Origin of the sequence: Frankia sp. CgMI4 (assembly GCF_001756285.1) — a bacterium.
Lineage (GTDB): Bacteria > Actinomycetota > Actinomycetes > Frankiales > Frankiaceae > Frankia > Frankia casuarinae.
On the sequence record NZ_MAQZ01000061.1, the window covers coordinates 76,099 to 97,519 of the forward strand.

Genomic DNA, 21,421 nt, shown 5'->3' on the forward strand with positions numbered 1-21,421 from the left:
ACGAATCTCTCGTGGGGCATCCACGCCGCGAATCCGGTGAACGTCGCCGGTCTGCTGCTCGCTGCCGGGGCAGGACGGCGGATGGGACGCCCCAAGGCTCTGGTCGAGTTGGGCGGTGTGACGCTGGTCGAGCGGGGTGTCCGCCTGCTCACGGCGGGGGGCTGCCGGCCGGTCGTGGTCGTCACCGGCGCCGCCGCGGACGAGGTGGGCATCGTCGTGCGACGCCTCGCCACCCGCCGGGTCGCCGGGCCGGCGCCCGCGGGCTGGGATGCGCCCGAGATCGGCCTGGAACCCACGGCCGGCCTGATACCGGAGGTTCGCCTGGTATCGGCCGCGCGGTGGACCGAGGGTGTCGGCGCGTCGCTGCGGGCCGGTCTCGCCGCCCTGGTCGGCACCGACACCGACGCCGTGGTTGTCACCCTGGTGGACCAACCTTCCCTCGGCGCGGCGGCGGTGCAACGTCTGATCTCCGCCGCGGCCGACCCGGGGTCGGCCCATCCGGCGATGACCGCCACCTACGGAGGCCGGCCRGCCCATCCCGTCCTGCTACGCCGCTCGGTCTGGCCCGAGGTGGCGGCTCTCGCGCGCGGCGAGGCCGGCGCCCGGGCGTGGCTGCGGGCCCACCCGGGAGAGGTCACCGGCGTGCCCTGCGACGGCACCGGCTCACCCGCCGACGTCAACACCCCCGCCGACCTCGAAACCCCCGCCGACCTCGAAACCCCCGCCGACCTCGCCAGCGGCGACACGCACACCCAGCCCGGGTAGAACGCTAAGGACCCATGAGTAGGAACACCGCCGCAACGACGTGAGAAACGGAAGAACAACAGCGAACCCCGGTATTCCAAGAAAGGATGACGCCCAACCGGGCCACCGGCAGTATCGGCGGCACGGGAACCGGCGCGGGGCACCATACCATCACCATCTGAGGCTGGCCGGACACCCGGGGATGGTGTCGGGCGCTGCGCGATGGGCTCGGCGGGAAACGTTACGCAGACCATCGTGCTGGTGGCGGGTCAGGGACGGACACGACGCTCGCTCGCGGAAAGGACGTCTCCGTGTCCGACGCCCGCCATCGATCCCGCCGCAACAGATTTCGTGGTGGCGCGTCCCATCACGGCGCGTCCCGGTATGGCGGGTCCCGGGCCGGTGGCCGCGGCCGTGCCGTCACCGTCGGCCTGGGCATCGTCAGCGGCGCGGCGCTGCTTGTACTGGGCGCGTTGACCGCCACCGGGATCGGGTTCGCGGCCCGCGCCGCCTGGGATGCCGGATCGGCCGGGGAATGCGCGGACGGCGGCGAACGGGCCACCCTGACCATCACCACCGCGCCGGCACTCGCGGCGCCGATCAGCCGGCTCGCCGCCGACTTCGATCGTCAGCGCGCCGGTGCCGAGGGCTCGGCGGGCCCGTGCGTGACCCTCGCCGTGTCGGTGGTCGCCTCCGACCGGGTGCTCGACACGCTGTCCCGGCCRGAGTCGCCGGACTCCCCCGGGCCGCCCGACGTCTGGATCCCGGAGTCGGCCGACTGGCTGGAGCTGGGCCAGGAATCGGACCCGGTCACGGCGAAACTGCCGGCGAAGGCCACGACGATCGCGGGATCGCCCGTCGTCATCGCCATGCCGAGACTCATGGCACAGCGCCTCGGTTGGCCCGAACATCATGTGACCTGGGCCGAACTGGCCGCGGCCGCGGGCGAGGCCGATTTCTGGACCCACCGGGGCGAGCCCCAGTGGGGGGACTTCCGGTTCGCCATGGCCAATCCGGAGCACTCGGCCGCCGCGCTGCGGGCCGTCATCGCAACGGTGGGCGCCGCCCGCGGACTCACCGCGGCCGAGATGACCACCGGCACGTTCGACCAGGATCGCGCGGCCCAGCTCACCGTGCTCCGGCAGGAACGCTCCATCGACTGGCTGCCAGAGTATGACCAGCAACTCTTCGACTCGGTGCGCACCGGCGGCACGGAGAACGGCGCGGCCGGATCCGCTCCCTCGGCCTTCCCGGCTCTGGAGGCCGATGTCATCGCCTACAACCGGTCCCTGACAAGCCAGAACGGTAACCCCCCGGCCACGACGCTGGTGGCGTCCTACCCCTCGGACGGGATGTTCACGGCGACGGTGCCGTACATCGTCCTGAAGAAGACGGCGAGCTCGTCGTCCCGGCGGGCCGCGGCGGACGCCTTCGCCGCGTTCCTGCGCGGGGACGCGGGCCGCGCGGCTCTCAGCGGAGCCGGTTTCCGCACACCCACCGAGCTGGCGGGCCACGATGACCCAGGCGGGCTGGCCGGGACGCTCAACGCGACCGACGGGGTGCGCTCCGTCCCGCCGAAGCTGGCGAGCACGGACGCCTCCGACAGCACGCTCGGCACGGCTCGGCGGTTCTTCCGCCATGCCCGTCAGCGTGGTGCCACCCTCGTGGCGCTCGACAGCTCCGGATCGATGGCCGAACCGGTCCCGGGCACCGACCCGTCAAGAACTCGGCTGCAGGCGGCCGTCGAGACCTCCCTGGCCGGCCTGCGCCTGTTCGCACCCGACAGCCAGGTCGGTCTCTGGCGGTTCTCCGGCGAGCAGGGCGCCCAGGGAGTCCAGGGCTACCGGGATCTCGTGCCGATGGCTGCGCTCAACGCACCCGGACGAGGCGGCACCCATCGGGACGAGCTGATCGCCGCGCAGGCCGGGATCGTCCCCGGCGGAGCCACCGATCTGTATGCCACCACGCTCGCGGCCTTCCGCTTCCTGACCCAGCACTACGTCCCCGGCCGGCTCAACCAGGTCGTCATCCTCACCGACGGTCGCGACACGAACCGGGGTGCGGCCGCGCCGAGCCTGGACAGCCTGATCGAACAGCTGCACGCCGAGTACGACCCGAAGCGGCCGGTCGCCATAATCATGATCGCCTACAGCAACGACGCCGACCTCACCGCGCTGTCGCGCATCGCCGCGGCGACCGCAGGACGCTCCTACCTCCGGCCGGACCCGAGCCAGGTGGTCGACATCTACCTCGACGCGCTCACCCGCGTCCGCCCCTGAAGCCACGCGCCCCTGAAACCGCGCCCCTGAAACCGCTCAGACGGGAACTCCGGCGGCACGCCGTCTGCCGGCTCGGGTCCGGCGCGGATCGGGACTCGCGGCGTCCGGGAACCTCCGCAGGTATTCGCGTTCGAGCTCCAGCATCCGTGCGGTGTGGGTCTCGAAGGCGTCCTCGCTCCCCGCGATGAAGGCATCGTGCCGGGTACGATGCAGGTGCCGCAGCTCTCGGACGAGATCGACGTCGGTCAGCTCCTGCGCGGGAATTCCAGCTGGTCGGTGCATCATGCCCTCGGTCTACCCATTCCGGCGGCGCGATTCCCGGCTGGCGGGAGGACCAGCAGGTTCGGCGGGATCGGAACATCCGGCCCCGGGCCGGGCGGTGGTACCGGATCCGGCGCGGGCTCGGGTGGCGTCGGCTCGGGACCGGGCAGAACAGGATCGGGGATCGGCGAGGGCGGCGAGGGCTCGGGTGGCGTCGGGCCGGGACCCGGCGGCGCGACCGTGACGATGACGGGATACGTGGTCTGCATCTGATTGCGGTGCCCGGATGGCCCTCTTCACACACCGGGACGACCAGATGCCCGCTCCTTCTGGTCAGGCGCTGGCAGACGCTGGTCGATCTGTGGCTGGCTCRCTACCGTTGCGCACTATGACCGGGCTGGTTGGATCGGCGGCTTCTTCCTGCGACGTCATCCAACGTACCGAGCAACGCATGTCCCGGATGGTCGGCTACACCCGAGCAGCCTGTGCGACGTTCGTGATCATCCCGCTCTTCGGCTGGGCTCGCCTGCGCCACCCGTGGATCGCCGTGCTGATCGTGGCTGCCGCGGCCGTCGAGGCATCCTGGTTCACCTGGCGGGTCTGGCGGCGGCCGGGCCGGCTGTCCCCCCGGTTGGTCCTGGCGGACGTCGCCTTCTGCGTGGCGCTGATGCTCGTCGGGTCCAGAGCCGCGCAACCCGACGAACGCAACAAGATCATGACTGAGCTCGTGCCGTTCAGCCTCGTCGCACCCGCGGGCATCGGCTTCGGCCTCGGGCTGACGCTGCTCGCGGTCGGTGCGGTGGCCGTCCTGATGGCGGCATGGAGCCTGGCCGTGCTGCCGGATGTCTCCCTCAAGCTCGGTTCGGACCTGCTGGGCTTCGCCCTGTGGTACGTCGTCGCCATGCTCATCGCCCGCGAGCTGCGCGCGCTCTGCGCGGCGACCGCGGCCGCCCAGGACGAGGCCGCGGCGGCCGGGCGGCTCGCGATCGAGCAGGAGAAGGAGGCCGAAAGCCTGCGCCAGCGTGAGATCACCCATCGGGAGATCCACGACTACCTGCTCCCCGTCGTCGATCATGTTGCCGCCGGTGGAGTGCCCTCACCGGCACTCGTCCGGGAGGCCCGGCGCGGGGCACAGCGGGCGCGTCGGATCATCATGGATCCACGCGGGATGGACCCGCGGGCCCTGGCCGTCGACGGCACGGCTTCACCGGACTCCACCCAGAACGGCCTCGAGGAGATGATGTCCGCGGTCGTGGACGCCTTGGCCGACGAGGGGCTCGCCCTGGTGCCCTTCGTGTCGATCAAGGGCGAACCGCCCGCGGAGGTCCGCGAGGCACTGGTGGCCGCGACGAGGGAGGCCCTGCGCAACGTGGTCCGACACTCCGCCAGCACCGACGAGGTCCACCTCTTCGTCGAGGGCGACGCGGATTCGGTGCTGGTGGTCGTCCGGGACAGGGGCGTGGGGTTCGATCCCGGCTCCGTCCGAGCGGGCGGGGGCATGACCGGAAGCTATTCCGCCCTGCGCCGGTATGGCGGGGAGACCCTGGTGACCGCCTGGCCGGGCGATGGGACGAAGGTGACCTTCCGCTGGCCCGCCGCCGAGCCGACCGGAGCCGGCGCGCCCGGGACCGGCCGATGAGCGTCGATCGCCGGCCGGTCTCGGTGGCGATCATCGACGATCATCCGATCGCCACCGAATCGCTGGCCGCCAGGTTCGCCGGCGCGGGGTTCTCCGTGCTGGCGCCGGCCCCGAGCCTGGAGACCTTCGACCGGGACACCACGCCCGGGATCGTGGTGTGCGACCTGCACCTGCCCGGGGTGTCCGGGGCCGCCGCCGTGGCCGACCTGCATCGACGCGGTCTTCGGGTGCTGGYGACCTCCGGGGTTGCGACACCGGACGAGGTCCTCGACGCGGTCGCCGCGCAGGCTCGCGGCTTCGTCGAGAAGACCGCCCCGGCCCAGCAGTTCGTGGCGGYGGTGACCGCCGTCGCCGGGGGTAGCTTCCACGTCTCCGCCCGCCTCGCCGGGTTTCTGCTGGAGGATGCGCACCGGCGACCGCTGTCCCGGGGCGAGATCGGCCCCGGGGAACGGAACCTGCTGCGCGGACTCGCCCAGGGCGACCTCATTGACGAGCTGCGCGGCGAGTGGGGAATGACCGCCGCCGCCGTGCACGACCTGCTCGATCGAATCTTCGACGCCGCCCGCCGACGGCGCCGCCTGCACCGGCCCTCCCCGCGGGAGGCCGAGGTGATGGTCCTCGTCGGTTGCCGGGGTATGTCCCACCGGGAAGCGGCGCGGGCGATGAACGTCAAGGCCAGTGTCGTCRCCGACTATCTGCGCACGGCGAAGGCGAAGTACGTGGCGAGCCATCCCGACGCCCCGGCGACGATCCCGCCCAGCACCGCGGCCGCCCTCTGGGCCCGCGAGCTCGGATTCGGCTGAGCCCCCTCGATTGAGGCCCCTTGATTTCGAGGGATTGCCCTGCGCCGGCTTCGGTCACACCCTCGTCAGGATGGGCGGGGGAGGCGGCGAGGATGAGGGTCATCCGCGGTCCTGTCGTCTCTGGGCGGCCTTCCGCGGGTCGTTCCTGGGACCGGAGGCGCTCCCCGTCGGCATGTGGCGGATCAGATCTCCCGACGTCGCGACGGCCCATCCGGCTGACCAACCGATCCCCGGTGACGGCACGAATCCCGAGGCGGACGGCCGTGAGATCCAGGCGGTGCACCGTGGGCACGCGATCTGGCTGGGTACCCCGGACGCGGATCTGTACCGGCTGGACGACTCGCGGTGGCTGCTGCGCAACAACCGGCGGGCCGCCGCACTCACCCGACGCCTGGTCGCCCGGGCCAGGCCCGTCACGGACGGCACGGCCGGGTCCGCCCACCTGCATCTCGTCACCGGCGATTCGCTCGCGGGCTACCTTCAGATCATCCGGCTCGGACCGGTGGTCGCCCGGCTGCGCACGATCCCGGGCGAGGGGTCCTCGCTACCGCGCACCGTGGCCGTTGATCTCGGCAAGCAGGCCGCCGAGCAGGTAGCCGGGCTGGCGGCAGCCATGGGCGACCTGCGTCGCGCGCCCTGGCGCCCCAGCCGATGGATTACCCGGACGGATCGGTAACGGCCGGGGATCATCCGCTTTCCCCCGATGATTGAGGGATGGTGTCGGCCCATCGGAACTACCAGGATCGAGGGTAGGGACCGCGCCGGTGCGACGGGTTCGGGCCGGATCGTCGGGGGGAGCGAGATGGCTTGGTGCCGAATCGGGGGCGCACCGGCGTGATTCCGCGGACTGTCGGTCGTCGGGGAAGGTCGGCAGTCCGCCTGTTCATACCGGCAAGCGCCGGCCGCCRCTGTCCGCACCGGTGAAAGCCGCCACGGGGGGCAACCGGTCACAAACATTCGGTCCCGGCGTTCGCCCCACTGATGAGGGTGTCGCTGGTKGCTTTGTCGACATCGCTACGATCTGCCCACTGGAAACGTGGACAGGGGGTGCTGTGGGCGAGCCGATCCTCGCCATCGACTACGGCACCTGCAGTGCCTCGGCCGCCTTGGCCGTCGACGGTCGCATCGAACCGGTGAAGGAGCCCGCGAGCGGCTCGGCGAGCTGGCCCGCGTCGGTCTTCGTGGATGGCGGCAGCCTGATCGTCGGCACGCTCGCCGAGCGGCGCAAGCGGATCTGGCCCGCGGCGTACCGCGGCGAGGTCAAGCGCGATCTGGCCCGGGACAGCGCCGTGTCACTCGACGGCCGCGGCTATCCGGCGCACGTGCTGGTGACCGCGGTGCTGTCCGCGCTGAAGGCCGAGGCCGAACAGCAGCTCGGTGGTGCGGCGCTGTCGCGGGCCGTCGTCACGATACCGGCGAGCTACGATCCCGCCGGCCCGCTGCGCCGGACGATGATCGCCGCAGCGGAGGCCGCCGGGTTCGTCGACGTGGACCTGCTCGCCGAGCCGGTCGCGGCGGCCTGGTCGCCGGTGGTCGGCGTCGCGCCCGAGCCCGGCTCGCTCATGCTCGTGTACGACCTGGGCGGCGGGACGTTCGAGGGGGCGCTGGTCGCGGTCGGTGAGGACGGCCGGCACGAGATGCTCTCCCACTCGGCTCTGCACGACTGCGGCGGCCGCGAACTCGACCAGATTCTGTTCGACGAGATCCTGGGGTTGTACGGGCCGGGGCTGGAACCGCTACTGAATCCGCCCGGGATCGGCGAGACGTTCCAGACCACGGCCAACCGGACCCGCCACGAGCTGCTCGACTTCGCCCGGGCAGTGAAACATCAACTCTCCGACATCGCCGTGGTGGAGGATGTTTTCAGCCCGGCCGGYCTGCTGGTCAGCATGCAGCGTGACCGGTTCGCCCAGCTCGCCTCCCCCATCCTGGCCCGCACGATGGCCTGCTGCCAGCACTTGCTGAAGTCCTCCGGTTACGGACCGGACAAGCTGAGTGGGGTGCTCCTCGTCGGTGGCAGCTCCCGGATCCCGGTCGTCACCGACATCCTCGAAGGTCGGCTCGGGGTCGGCACCGACTGGCCGGGGCAGCAGATCTACCTCCCCGCCGATCCCGAGCTCGCCGTGGTGCTCGGCGCCGCCGCCTGGGCAAGCTCGGTCTCCACCCGCCGGACCACCGCGGCGCGCCCGAATCCGGTCCTGCAACCGGCTCGCTGGGACATCCCCGGCGGGCGGGCGACGATGGTGCGCTGGCTCGTCGAGCCCGGGGAGCGCTTCGACGCGAGCGCCGTGCTGGCGCGGGTCCGCCTCACCGACGGTTCCCTGTTCGACCTGGCCGCCGAGGCGCCGGGTAGCCTCATCCACACCCACGCRGCACCCGGCACTCCGGTCCGCGACGCCGACTGGTTGGCGACCACACTTCCGTCCGGGCCGGTGCCGATGGGGTCGGCGGTGCCGGCGGACCTGCGCGGCTTCGAGCGCAGCAGCCGCCCGTCCCACCACGTCGAGGTCACCGCGCGGGCCACCCTCAAGGGACACGAACGCGACGTCACCTCGGCGGCCTTCTCCCCGGACGGCAAGCTGCTCGCCACCACCAGCAAGGACGGCACCCGGCTGTGGGACGTCGCCACCGGCCGAACGTCGGTCACACTCAGCGGACGCAAGAGCCTGGTCGTGCACGGCTGCGCCTTTTCCCCGGACGGCAAGCTGCTCGCCACCACCGGCAGCGACAAGACGGCCCGCATCTGGGACGTTGACGCCGCCCGCCAGACGGTGACCCTGACCGGGCACCGGGGACCCGTGTACGGCTGCGCCTTCTCCCCGGACGGCAGCCTGCTCGCCACGACCAGTACCGACCGCACCGTCCGGCTGTGGGGTTCGTCGACCGGGAAAAACCTTGCCACCCTCAACGGCCATCGCGGCTCGGTCTACGGCTGCGCCTTCTCCCCCGACGGCCGGCTGCTGGTCACCGCCGGCGCGGAGTCCACCCTGCTGTGGGACGTCACGGTTGGCGAGATCATCATGAGCCTGCCGGGGCACACGAACTTCGCCGGCGGATGCGCCTTCTCCCCCGACGGCCGGCTRCTCGCGACGAGCGGCAACGAGGGCACCCGGCTCACCGACGCCTCCAGCGGCACCACCGTGCTCACTCTGCCGGGTTCGGCGCAGAGCTGCGCCTTCTCCCCGGACGGCCACCTGCTGGCGACGGCGAGCACCGACGACACYGCGCAACTGTGGGACGTCGCGAYCGGGTCCGCSATCGCCACCCTCACCGGGCACAGCAGCACGGTGATGAGCTGCGCGTTCGCCCCCTACGGCCTCCTGCTCGCCACCACCAGTACCGACATGACCGCTCGGCTCTGGGACATCATCTACACCCCCTGACGCTCCGGCCGTCCCGGCAGGCACAGCCGCCGCCCGGAGATCCCGGAACTCCCGGAGATCCCGGAACTCCCGGAGATCAGGTCGGAAAGACCGCRCCGTCCCGTGGCGGGCACTGCAGGCCGAGGTCGTCCAGCACCGCCTCGGGCGCGACGCCACACCCGACCTCGTAGGTACCGAGCTGGACCAGTTCCCACCCGGAGCCCGTGTGATGCAGTACACCCTCGGCCCGGTCGAGATCGGCCACGGTCGGGCGCAGCTCGGTCAGTGCCCAGCTCGGGTCGCTGGYGGCCAGGGTGGTTCCGGTGACCTCGTAGTTCTGCGGCGGAACATTCGCGGTGAACGAGCTCGTCCGGACCGCCTCGGCAATCGCGTCCGCAYCCCCGGCCGACGGCGGGAAGGTGCCGGCGCCGCGAGCCACGGCAGCGACGACGCGGCTGGTTTCCCCGGGAACCGACGCCACTGAGGACGACCTGGAACAGGCAAACGCCGTACCCACGGTCACGACTCCCGCGGTGACCAGAGTTGCGGTGGGCAGTACCACCCGGCGCACGATACGGGGACGGTTACCGCGGACGGCGGACCGAGGACGACTGTGGCGAGCCATGCTGTGCACCTACCCAGTTTGCGCAGGTGAACCCCCTGAAGGGGGATACTCCGACGGTCAACCCGACGACAGATCACATCGTGATCTCGTTGAGATTCACCCATCCCTCACTACTCTCGCCCTCATTGGTCTCACCAAGATAAAATCTTGGCAAAATGTGGTGCAATACTTGATCGAGCGTGGTGTCCATCCCATCCAAGCCGTCGGGCCCGCCACCCCGGGAGAGGCTGCCATTCGAGGGGGTCCCGGTCGTCTCGTCGATGGACATCGCGGCGAGTGRCACGCCTACGATTCCGCGGCCCCGCCGGGCATTCACAGACCCGGCATTCACAGCAGGCTCACAGCAAGACCTCAGGTAACAGCCAGYCAAGGAGGCGAAGCTGACACCATGCAACCGGTGCGGGTCCTCGTGGTGGACGACGAGACAACACTGGCGGAGCTGCTGTCGATGGCGCTGCGCTACGAGGGGTGGGAAGTGCGCAGCGCCGCGGATGGTCGCGGAGCGCTGCGGCTCGCCCGCGACTTCCGGCCGGACGCGGTGGTTCTCGATATCATGCTGCCCGACATGGACGGCTTGGAGGTGCTTCGGCGCCTGCGGGCGGAGAGCCCGGACGTACCGGTGCTGTTTCTGACCGCCCGGGACGCCGTCGAGGACCGGGTGGCGGGGCTCACCGCCGGCGGCGACGACTACGTCACGAAGCCGTTCAGTCTCGAGGAGCTCGTCGCGCGGCTGCGCGGACTGATGCGCCGCGCCGCGCGCACCACCGAGGCGTTGCAGGGCGCCCGGCTCGTCGTCGGCGATCTCACGATGGACGAGGAGAGCCGGGAGGTGCAGCGCGCCGGCCAGCCGGTGCACCTCACCGCCACCGAGTTCGAGCTGCTGCGCTTCTTCATGCGCAACCCACGCCGGGTGCTCAGCAAGGCCCAGATCCTCGACCGGGTCTGGAACTACGACTTCGGCGGCCAGGCGAACGTCGTCGAGCTCTACGTCTCGTACCTGCGCAAGAAGATCGACGCCGGCCGCCCCCCGATGATCCACACGATGCGCGGGGCCGGGTACGTCCTGCGGCCGGCCGATCCGGCGCTGGCACCGAGGACCTCCGCCACCCCGTCATCGAGGGGCACCTCGCCGGGCCCGGCATGAGCTCCCCGGCTCACCGGGTCCGGATCGTGCCGGTCGCGCCCTCGCGCTGGTCACTGCGCACCCGGCTGCTCGCCCTACTGATGCTCCTGCTGGCGACCGTCTCGCTGGTGATCGTGTTCGTCACCGCCGTCGCGCTGCGAGGAGTCCTCGTCGACCAGCTCGACAGGCGGCTGCGGGAGGCCAGCGGGCGATGGGACCGGCCGGAACCCACCTTTCTCCAGAACCTCCCGTCCTTCCCGGCCCTGCCGGCCCTCCCGGCCCCGGCCGCCGCCGACTCCGCTGCCACCGCTGCCGCCGACTCCGCTGCCACCGACTCCGCTGCCACCGCTGCCGCCGACCAGCCGTCCAGCCTCAGCCCGCAGCAGCTGCGGGTCCGCCGGTTCTTCCGTGGACCGGTCGATCCGGGAACGCTGGGAGCCGTCGTGGGCGAGGATGGAACCTACGGGGCCTTCATCGATACCGCCGGCGAGGGGAAGGAGCTGACCACCGCCGAGACCGCCGTCGTCGCGGGCATTCCCGCCTACCTGCGGCCGTATACCCGGGCGTTCGGCGATCAGGGTGACTATCGGCTCCTCGCGAGGACCACCCATGACGATATGATCGTCGTCACCGGGCTGCCGATGAAACAGGTGAACGCGACCCTCACCAGGATGACAATGATCGCTGGGGTGGTGGCGCTGGTGGGGGTCGCGGCCGCCGCGATCGCCGGCACGGCGATCGTCCGCGTCACGCTGCGACCGCTGCGGCGGGTCGCAGCGACGGCCTCCCGGGTCGCCGAGCTACCCCTCGACCGGGGTGAGGTGGCCCTGTCGGTGCGGGTGCCGCAGGTAGACACCGACCCGCGCACAGAGGTCGGCCAGGTCGGGGCGGCGCTCAACCGGATGCTCGGCCACATCGGTGCCGCGCTGGCCGCCCGCCACGCGAGCGAGATGCGGATGCGCCAGTTCCTCGCCGACGTCAGCCACGAACTGCGCACTCCGCTCGCGGCGATCAGCGGGTACGCCGAGCTGACCCGCCGGACCCGCGAGCACGTCCCCGCGGACGTCACCTACGCGATGAGCCGGGTCGAGTCCGAAAGCGCGCGGATGAYGGCGCTGGTCTCCGACCTGCTGCTGCTCGCCCGGCTCGACTCCGGTCGGGACCTGGTCCGGGAACCGGTGGACGTCTCCCGGCTGATCGTCAACGCGGTCAACGACGCGCACGTGGCTGCCCCGGGCCACCGCTTCGCTCTCGACCTGCCCGAGGAGCCGGTCACGGTCACCGGGGACCCGGCCCGCCTGCACCAGGTTCTCGCGAACCTGCTGGCCAACGCCCGCACCCACACGCCGCCTGGCACCCAGGTCACGGCGAGCCTGACCGTGAGCGGCCCCACGGCGATCCTCGCGGTCGTGGACGACGGCCCGGGCATCCCTCCGGATCTGCTCCCCGAGGTCTTCCAACGCTTCGCGCGCGGCGACAGCTCGCGGTCCCGCGCCGCCGGTAGCACCGGGCTGGGGCTCGCCATCGTCGCCGCCGTCGTCGAGGCACATCACGGGCACGTGCGGGCCACGAGCGAGCCGGGACGCACCGCCTTCATGGTCGAGCTGCCCCGATGCCTCCCCCCCTCGGAGACGGTCCCGTCCGAGCCTGCMCGCCTGACCGGCCCGACGCACCCCGACCGAGCTTCACAGCCTGCGCACAGGTAGATCACAAGAAGCCGAAAGGTCCGCGGTCGACAGTGATCCCCATGTCGCCCATACTCACCGACCCGGTGCCCCTCTCCGGAGGCGGTCGGGCCCCTGGACATCGGCGGCGCATGCCGTGGACCAGGGACCAGCCCCACCACGTGCCCTCCCCCGACGCCCCCACCGAGACCGGGCTCCCGGTCGGCGGCTCCGGTGGCCTCGTATCCGCCGAAGACGTATCCGCCGAGGACGCCCGCTGGGTCCGACCTGCACTGGTCACCCTGCTGGTGGGCACGGGTRTGCTCTACCTGTGGGGCCTCGGCGCGTCGGGATGGGCGAACGCGTTCTACTCGGCCGCGGTCCAGGCCGGCTCGGTGAGCTGGAAGGCGTTCTTCTACGGTTCCTCGGACGCCGCCAACTCAATCACGGTCGACAAGCCGCCGGCCTCCCTGTGGGTCATGGCGCTGTCCGTCCGGATCTTCGGCCTCAGCGCCTGGAGCATCCTCGTGCCCCAGGCGCTGATGGGTGTCGCCACCGTCGGCCTGCTTTACCAGACCGTGCGGCRGCAGTTCTCCGCCGGTGCGGGCCTGCTCGCCGGCGCGGTGCTGGCCCTGACCCCGGTCGCGGCCCTGATGTTCCGGTTCAACAACCCGGACGCCCTGCTCGTGCTGCTCCTGGTCGCCGCGGCCTACGCGACGTTGCGGGCGATCGAGCAGGCGAGCACCCGCTGGCTGGTGTTCGCCGGGGTCCTGGTCAGCTTCGCCTTCCTGACGAAGCTGCTGCAGGCACTGCTCGTCGTCCCCGTCTTCGCGCTGGTGTACCTGGTGACCGCGCCGACCTCGTTCTGGCGGCGCGTCCGGCAGACCCTGGCCGCGGGGCTCGGACTGCTGATCCCCGCCGGCCTCTTCATCGCGATCGTGGAGCTCGTTCCGGCGTCCTCCCGCCCCTACATCGGGGGTTCACAGCACAACAGCCTGCTGGAGCTCACCCTCGGCTACAACGGACTCGGCCGACTTACCGGCAACGAGACCGGCAGCGTTGGCGGTGGCCGGGGCGGCCGGATGGGCGGCCTGCCGGAATCCATCGGGAACGGCGCGGCAGGCGCCGCTCCCGGCGGCGGCACGGTCATCTTCGGCCCCGGGGGTCCGGGCGGCCACGGGGGCGGCATGTGGGGCCAGGCCGGTTGGACCCGCATGTTCGGCTCGGAAGTCGGCGGTCAGATCTCCTGGCTGCTCCCGACGGCACTGATCCTGCTCGTCGCCGGCCTGTGGATCACCCGGCGCGCCCCGCGGACGAACCGCGCCCGCGCCGCCTTCCTTCTCTGGGGCGGCTGGCTGCTCGTCACCGGCATCGTCTTCAGCCAGATGAAGGGCATCTTCCACGCCTACTACACGGTGGCGCTCGCCCCGGCGGTCGGTGCCCTGGTGGGGATGGGCTGCGCGCTGCTCTGGCGTCATCGCCGGCATCCCGCCGCCGCCGTGGTCTCGGCTGCCACGATGGCCGCCACCGCCGCCTGGTGCTACACCCTGTTGAACCGCACCCCCCAGTGGCATCCATGGATCCGGTACGCCGTGCTCGTCGCCGGGATCATCGCGGCGCTCGGGTTCCTCGCGGCCATCCGACTGCCGCGGCGGGCCACGCTCGGTGTCGCCACCGTGGCGCTGGTCGCCGGGCTCCTCGGACCCGGCTCGTATGCCATCGCCACCGCGGCGACCCCGCACACCGGCTCGATCCCGGCGGCGGGTCCCGCCGGCGCCGGCTTCGGCGGGCCGGGTGGCGGCCGCTTCTTCCGCATGGGCCAGGGCGGCCTGCAGGCCGGCCGTCAGCGGGGCTTCCCGCCGCGGGGGATGGGCCGCGGGGCACAGGGCGGCCCACAGGGTGGTGGAATCTTCCCCGGCGGGGCCTTCCCCGGCGGTGGGCAGCAGATGCCCGGCGGCCAGGGCGGCATGCCCGGCCAGGCCGGTGGTGGTGCCGGGACCGGAACCACCACGCCGGGGAACGGGATCCTCGGCGGGCGGGAGAGCCGGGGCGGTGGCCCAGGCGGTCTACTCAGCGCCGTCACTCCCAGCAACACGATCGTGAAGCTGCTCAGGCAGAACGCGGACTCCTACACCTGGGTCGCCGCCGCGGTCGGTTCGAACAGCGCGGCCGGATACCAGCTCGCGACCCAGGACCCGGTCATGCCGGTCGGCGGGTTCAACGGGAGCGACCCCTCGCCCACCCTGGCGCAGTTCAAGCAGTACGTCGCCGAAGGAAAGATCCACTACTTCATCGGCSGCGGCGGCTTCGGTCAGGCCAACGGCGGTAGCTCGTCCTCACGGGAGATCTCCAGCTGGGTGACGGAGAACTTCACCTCGAAGACGGTCGACGGCGTGACCCTCTACGACCTGACCGCACCGAAGACCGGCGCCACCACCGGCTCCACGACGGGCACCGGCGTCACTGCCTGACGCTGCGGTGGCCTGACGCGGACGGGCGTCCAGCCCGTGGGCCACGGGTGAACGCGACGCCCACCAGGATGCCGCGATCGCCGTCGCGATCCTCCTGGTGGGCGTCACCGCGTTGGCGCGATGCCTCACCGACGCGATGCCTCACAGTTATGGTTCCAATCCGCTCCGCACCACAACCACAACCACCGAGACGGTCCTCAGCCCGGCCGGCGCTCACAGCAGGCGCACAGCATCGGCACACGAGCGGCACAGCTCCCGAACCGAGGGTGGAGAGCATGACGATGACACGGATGCCTTCCTCGACGACCGTGATCTCCGGGACGACCGAGACCTCCGGGACGACCGTGAYCTCCGGGATGACCGTGATGACCGGGACCTTCGAGACGACCGGGAGCACCGGAGAGAGCATTCCCGTTCAACATCATCAGCCCGGGTGGCTCGGGCCGGACGGCGGCCGTCCGCGCCCGGTGCTGGACGTCGTCATCCCCGTGTACAACGAGGAGAACGACCTCGCCCCCTGCGTCCGACGGCTGTACGCCCACCTGACCGGGACGTTCCCGTACCCCTTTCAGATCACGATCGCCGACAACGCCAGCACCGACGGCACCCTGGCCATCGCCCAGGCGTTGGAGAAGGAGCTCCCCGAGGTCGCCGCGATCCACCTCGAGGCCAAGGGCCGCGGCCGGGCACTGCGGGCGGCCTGGGGCCTCTCGCCCGCACCGGTGCTCGCCTACATGGACGTCGACCTGTCGACCGACCTCGCCGCGCTGCTGCCCCTGGTGGCTCCGCTCATCAGCGGCCACTCGGATCTCGCTATCGGCACCCGGCTCTCCCCCGCCTCCCGGGTCGTGCGGGGACCGCGCCGGGAGGTGATCTCCCGCTGCTACAACCTGATCCTCCGCAGGACCCTGGCGGCCCGGTTCTCCGACGCGCAGTGCGGCTTCAAGGCGATCCGCGCCGACGCCGCGGCGGGCCTGCTACCCCTGGTGGAGGATAGCGGCTGGTTCTTCGACACCGAACTGCTCGTCCTGGCCGAACGGGCCGGGATGCGCATCCACGAGGTCCCGGTCGACTGGATCGATGATCCGGACAGCCGCGTCGACGTCCTCGCCACGGCCATCGCCGACCTGAAGGGTGTGGTCCGCCTCTTGCGGGCGTTCGGCAGCGGAAAGCTGCCGCTCGCCAAGCTGCACCAGGAGTTCGGCCGAGGTCCGCTCACCGCCGGCCACGCCGAGGAGGGCAAGGTCGTCGAGGTCCCGGGGGTACCGAAGGGACTCGCCGGTCAGCTCCTGCGATTCGCCGCGATCGGGGTCGCCAGCACGCTGTCCTATCTGGTGCTCTTCGTCCTGCTGCGGACAGTCACCGGGGCGCAGATCGCGAACCYGCTGTCGCTGCTTCTCACGGCGGTCGCGAACACCGCGGCGAACCGGCGGCTGACCTTCGGTCTCACCGGTCCGCGGCGCGCCGGTCGCCACCATCTGCAGGGCCTGGTGGTGTTCGCCGTCGGCCTCGGCCTGACCAGCGGTTCGCTCGCGCTCCTGCACGCGGCGAGCACGAACCCCGGCCGCGGCCTCGAACTCTCCGTGCTGGTGCTGGCGAACCTGGCCTCCACGGTCATCCGGTTCCTTCTGCTACGCGCCTGGGTTTTCCGCCCGGACCGGGAGGCGAGGAACGTGGCCGGGATGCCCCCGGCCACGACACCCCCGCGGAGGCGGGCCCCGACCGGCGAGATCAGGAACGCAGAGTAAGCAGCAGGTCGCCGACCTCGACGGAGTCGCCGCTGGAGCGGACGAGCTCCACGACGGTCCCGCCCACCGGGCTGGTCACCGCGGCCTCCATCTTCATCGCCTCCACCACCGCCAGCCGCTGGCCCTTCGTCACCGTGTCGCCCACCGCGACGCTGAACGTGACGATGCCCGGCAGCCCGGCGCCCACCTGGTTCGGATCGGCGGCGTCCGCCCGACGGGCCGCCGTGGTGGTGGCCGTGATGGACGCGTCCCGGACCCGCACCGGCCGGKGCTGGCCGTTGACCCGCAGGTACAGGGTGCGCATCGCGGAGTCGTCCGGTTCGGAGAGCGTCTCCAGCTCCACGATGATCTCTACCCCGGGCTCCAGGGTGACGGTGAGCGGAACGCCAGGCCGCAGCCCGTACAAAAAGCCGTCGGTCGGGACCACGGAGGAGTCCCCGTAGGCGTCCACCGCCCGCAGATAGTCCTTCCACGGGCCGGGGAAGAGCAGCCTGGACAGGGCCACCCGCCGGGCCCCCGGGAAGGAGAGCTCGTCGGCGTCCGCCGCGTCGAGGTCGACGGACGGCGGCGACGGACGGCGCCCGGCCAGCGCCCGTTCCCGGAACGGTTCGGCGAAGCCTGCCGGCGGCGTGCCGAGTTCACCCGCGAGGTAGCCGAGCACGCTGGCCGGCAGGTCGAACTCCTCGGGATGCGCACGCAACCGGTCCACGTCGACGGATCCGCCGGCGATGAACAGAGCCAGGTCACCGACGACCTTGYTGGTCGGCGTCACCTTGATGGGCTTGYCGAGCAGCTCGTTGGCGATCGCGTAGCACTCGGTGACCTCGGCCCACCGGTCCCCCAGTCCCAGCGCGATCGCCTGCTGACGCAGGTTCGTCAGCTGGCCGCCGGGAATCTCGTGCCGGTACACGGCCCCGGTCGGGGCCCGCAGCCCCGCCTCGAACGGGGCGTAGAGGTCGCGCACAGCCTCCCAGTACGGCTCCATCGCGGACAGCGCGGACAGCGCGATGCCGGTCGCCCGGGGAGTGTGGTCGGTCGCCGCCACCAGCGCGGACATGTTGACCTGGCTGGTGCCGCCGGACATCGGCGCGGCGGCGGCGTCCACCGCGTCCACCCCGGCCGCGGACGCCGCGAGCAGGGTGGCGAGCTGGCCGCCCGCGGTGTCGTGGGTATGCAGGTGGACGGGCCGGTCGAAACGCTCCCGCAGGGCCGTCACCAGCGTGGCCRCCGCCGCCGGGCGCAGCAGTCCCGCCATGTCCTTCACGGCAAGCACATGCACACCCGTCTCGACGAGCTCTTCGGCGAGGCGCAGGTAGTAGTCGAGGGTGTAGATCCGCTCCGCCGGGTCGGAGAGGTCACCGGTGTAGCAGAGCGTCCCTTCGGCGATCGCCCCGGTACCGAGCACCGCCTCGATCGCCGGGCGCATCTGCTCGATGTCGTTCAGCGCATCGAAGATCCGGAAGATGTCGACGCCGGTCGCCGCGGCCTCGGCGACGAACGCCCGGACGACGTCGTCCGGGTAGGGGGTGTACCCGACCGCGTTGCGCCCCCGCAGCAGCATCTGCAGGCAGATGTTCGGCGCGGCCTGGCGCAGCGCGGCGAGCCGCTCCCACGGATCCTCCGCGAGAAAGCGCAGCGCGACATCGTAGGTCGCCCCGCCCCAGGCCTCCAGGCTCAGCAGGTTCGGCGTCAGCGCGGCGTACGACGGGGCGGCCGCCAGGATGTCGAAGCTGCGCAGCCTCGTGGCCAGCAGCGACTGGTGGGCGTCACGCAGGGTGGTGTCGGTGACGGCCAGCGCCTCCTGGGCGCGCAGCCACGCCGCCCAGCCCGCCGGCCCGAGCTCCGTCAGCAGCTGCCGGGATCCCGCCGGCGGCTGCGTGCCGCCGGACGCCGTGCCGCCGGACGCCGCCACCTGCGCGGGCGCGGGCGGCAGCAACTCCCGGGGGTCGGTCAGGGCGACCGCCGGGCGCGGRAATCCGTTCACCGTGCTCTCGGCGAGGCGAGCCAGCAGCCGGYTGGTCGGGTCCGCCCCCTTGCCGGGAGCGAGCAGCTCCGGCCGTTCATCGATGAACGACGTGCTCACCCCGCCGGCGAGGAAGCCGGGGTCAGCGAGGAGCCGCACCAGGAAGTCGATGTTCGTGCGCACCCCGCGGACCCGGAACTCGTTCAGCGCCCGCCGGGCGCGCCGCGCCGCCTTCTCCAGCGTGTTACCCCGGGTCGTCAGCTTCACCAGCAACGAGTCGAAGTACGGGCTGACTTCGGCCCCCGGGTACGTGGCGCCGTCGAGGCGCACCCCCGGACCGCCGGGTGACTGGTAGAAGCTGATCGTCCCGATGTCGGGCCGGAAGCCATCCGAGGGATCCTCGGTGGTGACCCGGCACTGGATGGCGGTGCTGCGCAGGACGATCTGCTCCTGGGTGAGGTTGAGGCCGGCCAGGCTCTCCCCATCAGCGATCCGCAGCTGCGCCGCGACCAGATCAACCCCGGTGACCTCCTCGGTGACCGTGTGCTCGACCTGGATCCGGGGATTCATCTCCATGAACGTGTACCGGTCGTCGGCGCCGAGAAGAAACTCGACCGTGCCCGCATTGACATAGCCGACATGCCGGGCGAACCGCACCGCGTCGGCGCAGATGCTCGCCCGGACCGCCTCGTCGAGCTGCGGCGCCGGGGCGATCTCCACGACCTTCTGGTGCCGGCGCTGCACCGAGCAGTCCCGCTCGTACAGATGGATGATGTTGCCGTAGGCGTCGGCCAGGATCTGGACCTCGATGTGGCGCGGCCGGTCCACCGCCTGCTCCAGGAAGATCGTGCCGTCCCCGAAGGCGGCGGCGGCCTCCCGGGACGCGCTCGCCACCGCGTCGGCGAGGTCGGCGGGGCGTTCCACCCGCCGCAGGCCGCGCCCCCCACCACCGGCGGAGGCCTTGACGAACAGCGGGAAGCCGACCTCCTCGGCGGCGGCGAGCGCCCCGGCGCCCTCCGGCAGCGGCACCGAGGCGCGCAGCACCGGCAGCCCGGCGGCCAGCGCGGCGTCCCGGGCGGCGACCTTGTCTCCGGTCAGCCGCAGGACCGCCGGGGGCGGTCCGACGAAGGTGACGCCGGCGGTGGCGCACGCATCGGCGAGCACCGCCGACTCCGACAGGAAGCCGTAGCCGGGGTGCAGCGCGTCGGCCTCCGCCTGCTTGGCCACGGTGAGCAGGGCATCGATGTCCAGGTATCCGCGCACCGGGTGCCCGGGGCCACCGATCTCGTAGGCCTCGGACGCCTTTGTCCGGTGCAGCGCGGAAACGTCTTCGGGCRTGTAGACCGCCACCGTGCGCAGGCCCAGTTCCTGAGCGGCTCGGAAAACACGGACGGCGATCTCGCTACGATTTGCAACCAGTACCTTACGCACACGCRCCTCCTCGGACGGGTGCGCATCATTGTGGGGTGTGCAGGCCCCTACGTGCCAAAGTAACGTCTCAAGGGCCACCTTCGACAGATGGGCATAACGTCGGGACCCATGACGGCCCGTATCGTAGTGTTCGGCGCGACCGGTTACACCGGCCGGCTGGTGACCGCGGAACTCGTGGCTGCCGGGCACCGACCTGTCCTCGCCGGCCGCACGGAGACCAGGGTCCGTGCCCTCGCCGCCGCCTACGACGGCCTGGAGACCACCGTGGCTGACGCGGCCGACGTGGTTGACGCGGCCGACGTGGTTGACGCGGCCGACGTGGTTGACGCGGCCGACGGCGCGTCGCTGGCCCGCCTGCTCGGGCTCGGCACCGGGGACGTGCTCGTCTCCACGGTGGGCCCGTTCCGCCGGTTCGGGCGACCGGTCGTGGCGGCGGCGGCCGCGGTCGGCGCGCACTACCTGGACTGTTCCGGGGAGGGCGCGTTCCTGCGGCACGTCTTCACCGAGGTCGGCCCGCGAGCGGCGGCGTCCGGGGCGGCGTTGATCCCCGGCGCCGGCTTCGACTTCGTCCCCGGCAACCTCGCCGGAGCACTGGCCCTGCAGGCGGCCGGCGGCGAAGCCCGCCGCCTCGACGTCGGCTACCTCGTCATGGGCGCTCTCGGGATGAGCAGCGGAACGCGGGCGACCCTGCTGGCCGCGCTGACCGAGCCCGTCATCGTGCTGCGCGGCGGCGTCCTGGTCGAGCGCCCGCTCGCCCGCGAGGTGCGGTCCTTCCGGTCGTCCGGCAAGGTCACCGGCGGGTCGGGCGGCAGGCGGGGACACCCGGCGGTGCTGTGGTCGGGAGGGGAGCCGTTCACCCTGCCCCGGCTCGCACCGGCGCTGACCGACGTCGCGACGTACATCGGCGGCGTCGACCGCGGCATCCGCGTGGGGCAGGCACTGTCGTTCCCCCTGTCCGGGCTGCGTCGTTTCCCGCCGAGCCGGGCGCTGCTGGCCGCCGCCGCCCGGTCCGCCCTGCGGACGACCGGCCGCGGACCGGACCGGGCGGCGCGGGCCCGCGCCGGGGCGCAGGTGTTCGCGCTCGCCCGGGACGCCGCCGGCCGGGAACTCGCCACCGTGCGGCTGGAAGGTCGCGACCCCTATGCCTTCACCGCTCGGATCATGGCATGGATGGCGGGACATCTCGCCGCGGGCACCGTCGCCCGCGCCGGCGCGCTTGGCCCGGTCGACGCCTTCGGCGTCGAGGACCTGGAGCGGGCCGCCGCCGCGGCCGGACTGCGCCGGGTGGGCTGATACCCGGTCAGCACC

General features: G+C 72.0%; 14 protein-coding genes. 11 read left to right on the forward strand and 3 right to left on the reverse strand.

Translation table 11 applies throughout. The features are described from left to right. Positions 1-36: 36 nt before the first annotated feature. On the forward strand, positions 37-765 hold the full coding sequence (locus tag Manayef4_RS09360) for a nucleotidyltransferase family protein (protein WP_082456696.1): 729 nt from the start codon (positions 37-39) through the stop codon (positions 763-765). A 290-nt stretch (positions 766-1,055) separates the two neighbouring features. Then, positions 1,056-3,023 carry a substrate-binding and VWA domain-containing protein gene (locus tag Manayef4_RS09365; protein ID WP_070131334.1) on the forward strand — a complete coding sequence of 656 codons (1,968 nt, stop codon included), beginning with the start codon at positions 1,056-1,058 and terminating at the stop codon, positions 3,021-3,023. A gap of 36 nt (positions 3,024-3,059) precedes the next feature. Here Manayef4_RS09365 and Manayef4_RS09370 read toward each other — a convergent pair whose 3' ends face one another. Then, the gene (locus Manayef4_RS09370) at positions 3,060-3,308 is read right to left on the reverse strand and encodes a DUF6158 family protein (RefSeq protein ID WP_011434791.1); all 249 of its coding nucleotides are present in this window, start codon (positions 3,306-3,308) and stop codon (positions 3,060-3,062) included. Between the two features lie 364 nt (positions 3,309-3,672). On the opposite strand from Manayef4_RS09370, the gene Manayef4_RS09375 reads away from it, so the two are divergent. From Manayef4_RS09375 to Manayef4_RS09390, 4 genes are all read left to right on the forward strand, one after another. Continuing rightward, complete coding sequence (locus Manayef4_RS09375; protein WP_175443354.1) at positions 3,673-4,923, forward strand: ATP-binding protein; 1,251 nt, start codon at positions 3,673-3,675, stop codon at positions 4,921-4,923. Further along, complete coding sequence (locus tag Manayef4_RS09380) at positions 4,920-5,726, forward strand: response regulator (RefSeq protein WP_070131335.1); 807 nt, start codon at positions 4,920-4,922, stop codon at positions 5,724-5,726. The genes Manayef4_RS09375 and Manayef4_RS09380 overlap by 4 nt, the downstream gene beginning before the upstream one ends. A gap of 172 nt (positions 5,727-5,898) precedes the next feature. Next, the gene (locus Manayef4_RS09385; RefSeq protein ID WP_235462984.1) at positions 5,899-6,402 is read left to right on the forward strand and encodes a hypothetical protein; all 504 of its coding nucleotides are present in this window, start codon (positions 5,899-5,901) and stop codon (positions 6,400-6,402) included. 376 nt (positions 6,403-6,778) lie between these two features. Then, complete coding sequence (locus tag Manayef4_RS09390) at positions 6,779-9,109, forward strand: Hsp70 family protein (protein ID WP_070131336.1); 2,331 nt, start codon at positions 6,779-6,781, stop codon at positions 9,107-9,109. 76 nt (positions 9,110-9,185) lie between these two features. On the opposite strand, the gene Manayef4_RS09395 is transcribed toward Manayef4_RS09390, so the two are convergent. After that, a complete protein-coding gene (locus tag Manayef4_RS09395) occupies positions 9,186-9,713 on the reverse strand; it encodes a hypothetical protein (RefSeq protein WP_254665555.1) in 528 nt (175 codons plus the stop codon). 388 nt (positions 9,714-10,101) lie between these two features. Between Manayef4_RS09395 and Manayef4_RS09405 the strand changes: the two genes are divergently transcribed. From Manayef4_RS09405 to Manayef4_RS09425, 4 genes are all read left to right on the forward strand, one after another. Then, positions 10,102-10,857 carry a response regulator transcription factor gene (locus Manayef4_RS09405; protein WP_023840873.1) on the forward strand — a complete coding sequence of 252 codons (756 nt, stop codon included), beginning with the start codon at positions 10,102-10,104 and terminating at the stop codon, positions 10,855-10,857. Next, the gene (locus tag Manayef4_RS09410; RefSeq protein ID WP_254665556.1) at positions 10,854-12,542 is read left to right on the forward strand and encodes a HAMP domain-containing sensor histidine kinase; all 1,689 of its coding nucleotides are present in this window, start codon (positions 10,854-10,856) and stop codon (positions 12,540-12,542) included. Before Manayef4_RS09405 ends, Manayef4_RS09410 begins: the two co-directional genes overlap by 4 nt. Positions 12,543-12,583: 41 nt before the next feature. After that, on the forward strand, positions 12,584-14,971 hold the full coding sequence (locus tag Manayef4_RS09415; RefSeq protein ID WP_070131338.1) for a glycosyltransferase family 39 protein: 2,388 nt from the start codon (positions 12,584-12,586) through the stop codon (positions 14,969-14,971). Positions 14,972-15,336: 365 nt separating this feature from the next. Further along, positions 15,337-16,719 (forward strand): bifunctional glycosyltransferase family 2/GtrA family protein, encoded by a 1,383-nt coding sequence (locus tag Manayef4_RS09425; RefSeq protein ID WP_070131355.1) that lies wholly within the window; start codon positions 15,337-15,339, stop codon positions 16,717-16,719. Here the strand turns inward: Manayef4_RS09425 and Manayef4_RS09430 are convergent. Then, positions 16,703-20,113, reverse strand: a complete 3,411-nt coding sequence (locus Manayef4_RS09430) for a pyruvate carboxylase (RefSeq protein ID WP_070131340.1) — start codon at positions 20,111-20,113, stop codon at positions 16,703-16,705. The two genes, Manayef4_RS09425 and Manayef4_RS09430, sit on opposite strands and share 17 nt — an antisense overlap. A gap of 108 nt (positions 20,114-20,221) precedes the next feature. Here Manayef4_RS09430 and Manayef4_RS09435 point away from each other — a divergent pair, with 108 nt between their 5' ends. Next, complete coding sequence (locus Manayef4_RS09435) at positions 20,222-21,406, forward strand: saccharopine dehydrogenase NADP-binding domain-containing protein (RefSeq protein WP_240724159.1); 1,185 nt, start codon at positions 20,222-20,224, stop codon at positions 21,404-21,406. The last annotated feature ends 15 nt before the right edge of the window (positions 21,407-21,421 follow it).

Coding starts and splice junctions, on each gene's coding strand:
- Manayef4_RS09370 (WP_011434791.1), bottom strand. CDS start 3,308: ATGATGCACCGACCAGCTGGAATTCCCGCGCAGGAGCTGACCGACGTC.
- Manayef4_RS09375 (WP_175443354.1), top strand. CDS start 3,673: ATGACCGGGCTGGTTGGATCGGCGGCTTCTTCCTGCGACGTCATCCAA.
- Manayef4_RS09385 (WP_235462984.1), top strand. CDS start 5,899: ATGTGGCGGATCAGATCTCCCGACGTCGCGACGGCCCATCCGGCTGAC.
- Manayef4_RS09405 (WP_023840873.1), top strand. CDS start 10,102: ATGCAACCGGTGCGGGTCCTCGTGGTGGACGACGAGACAACACTGGCG.
- Manayef4_RS09435 (WP_240724159.1), top strand. CDS start 20,222: ATGACGGCCCGTATCGTAGTGTTCGGCGCGACCGGTTACACCGGCCGG.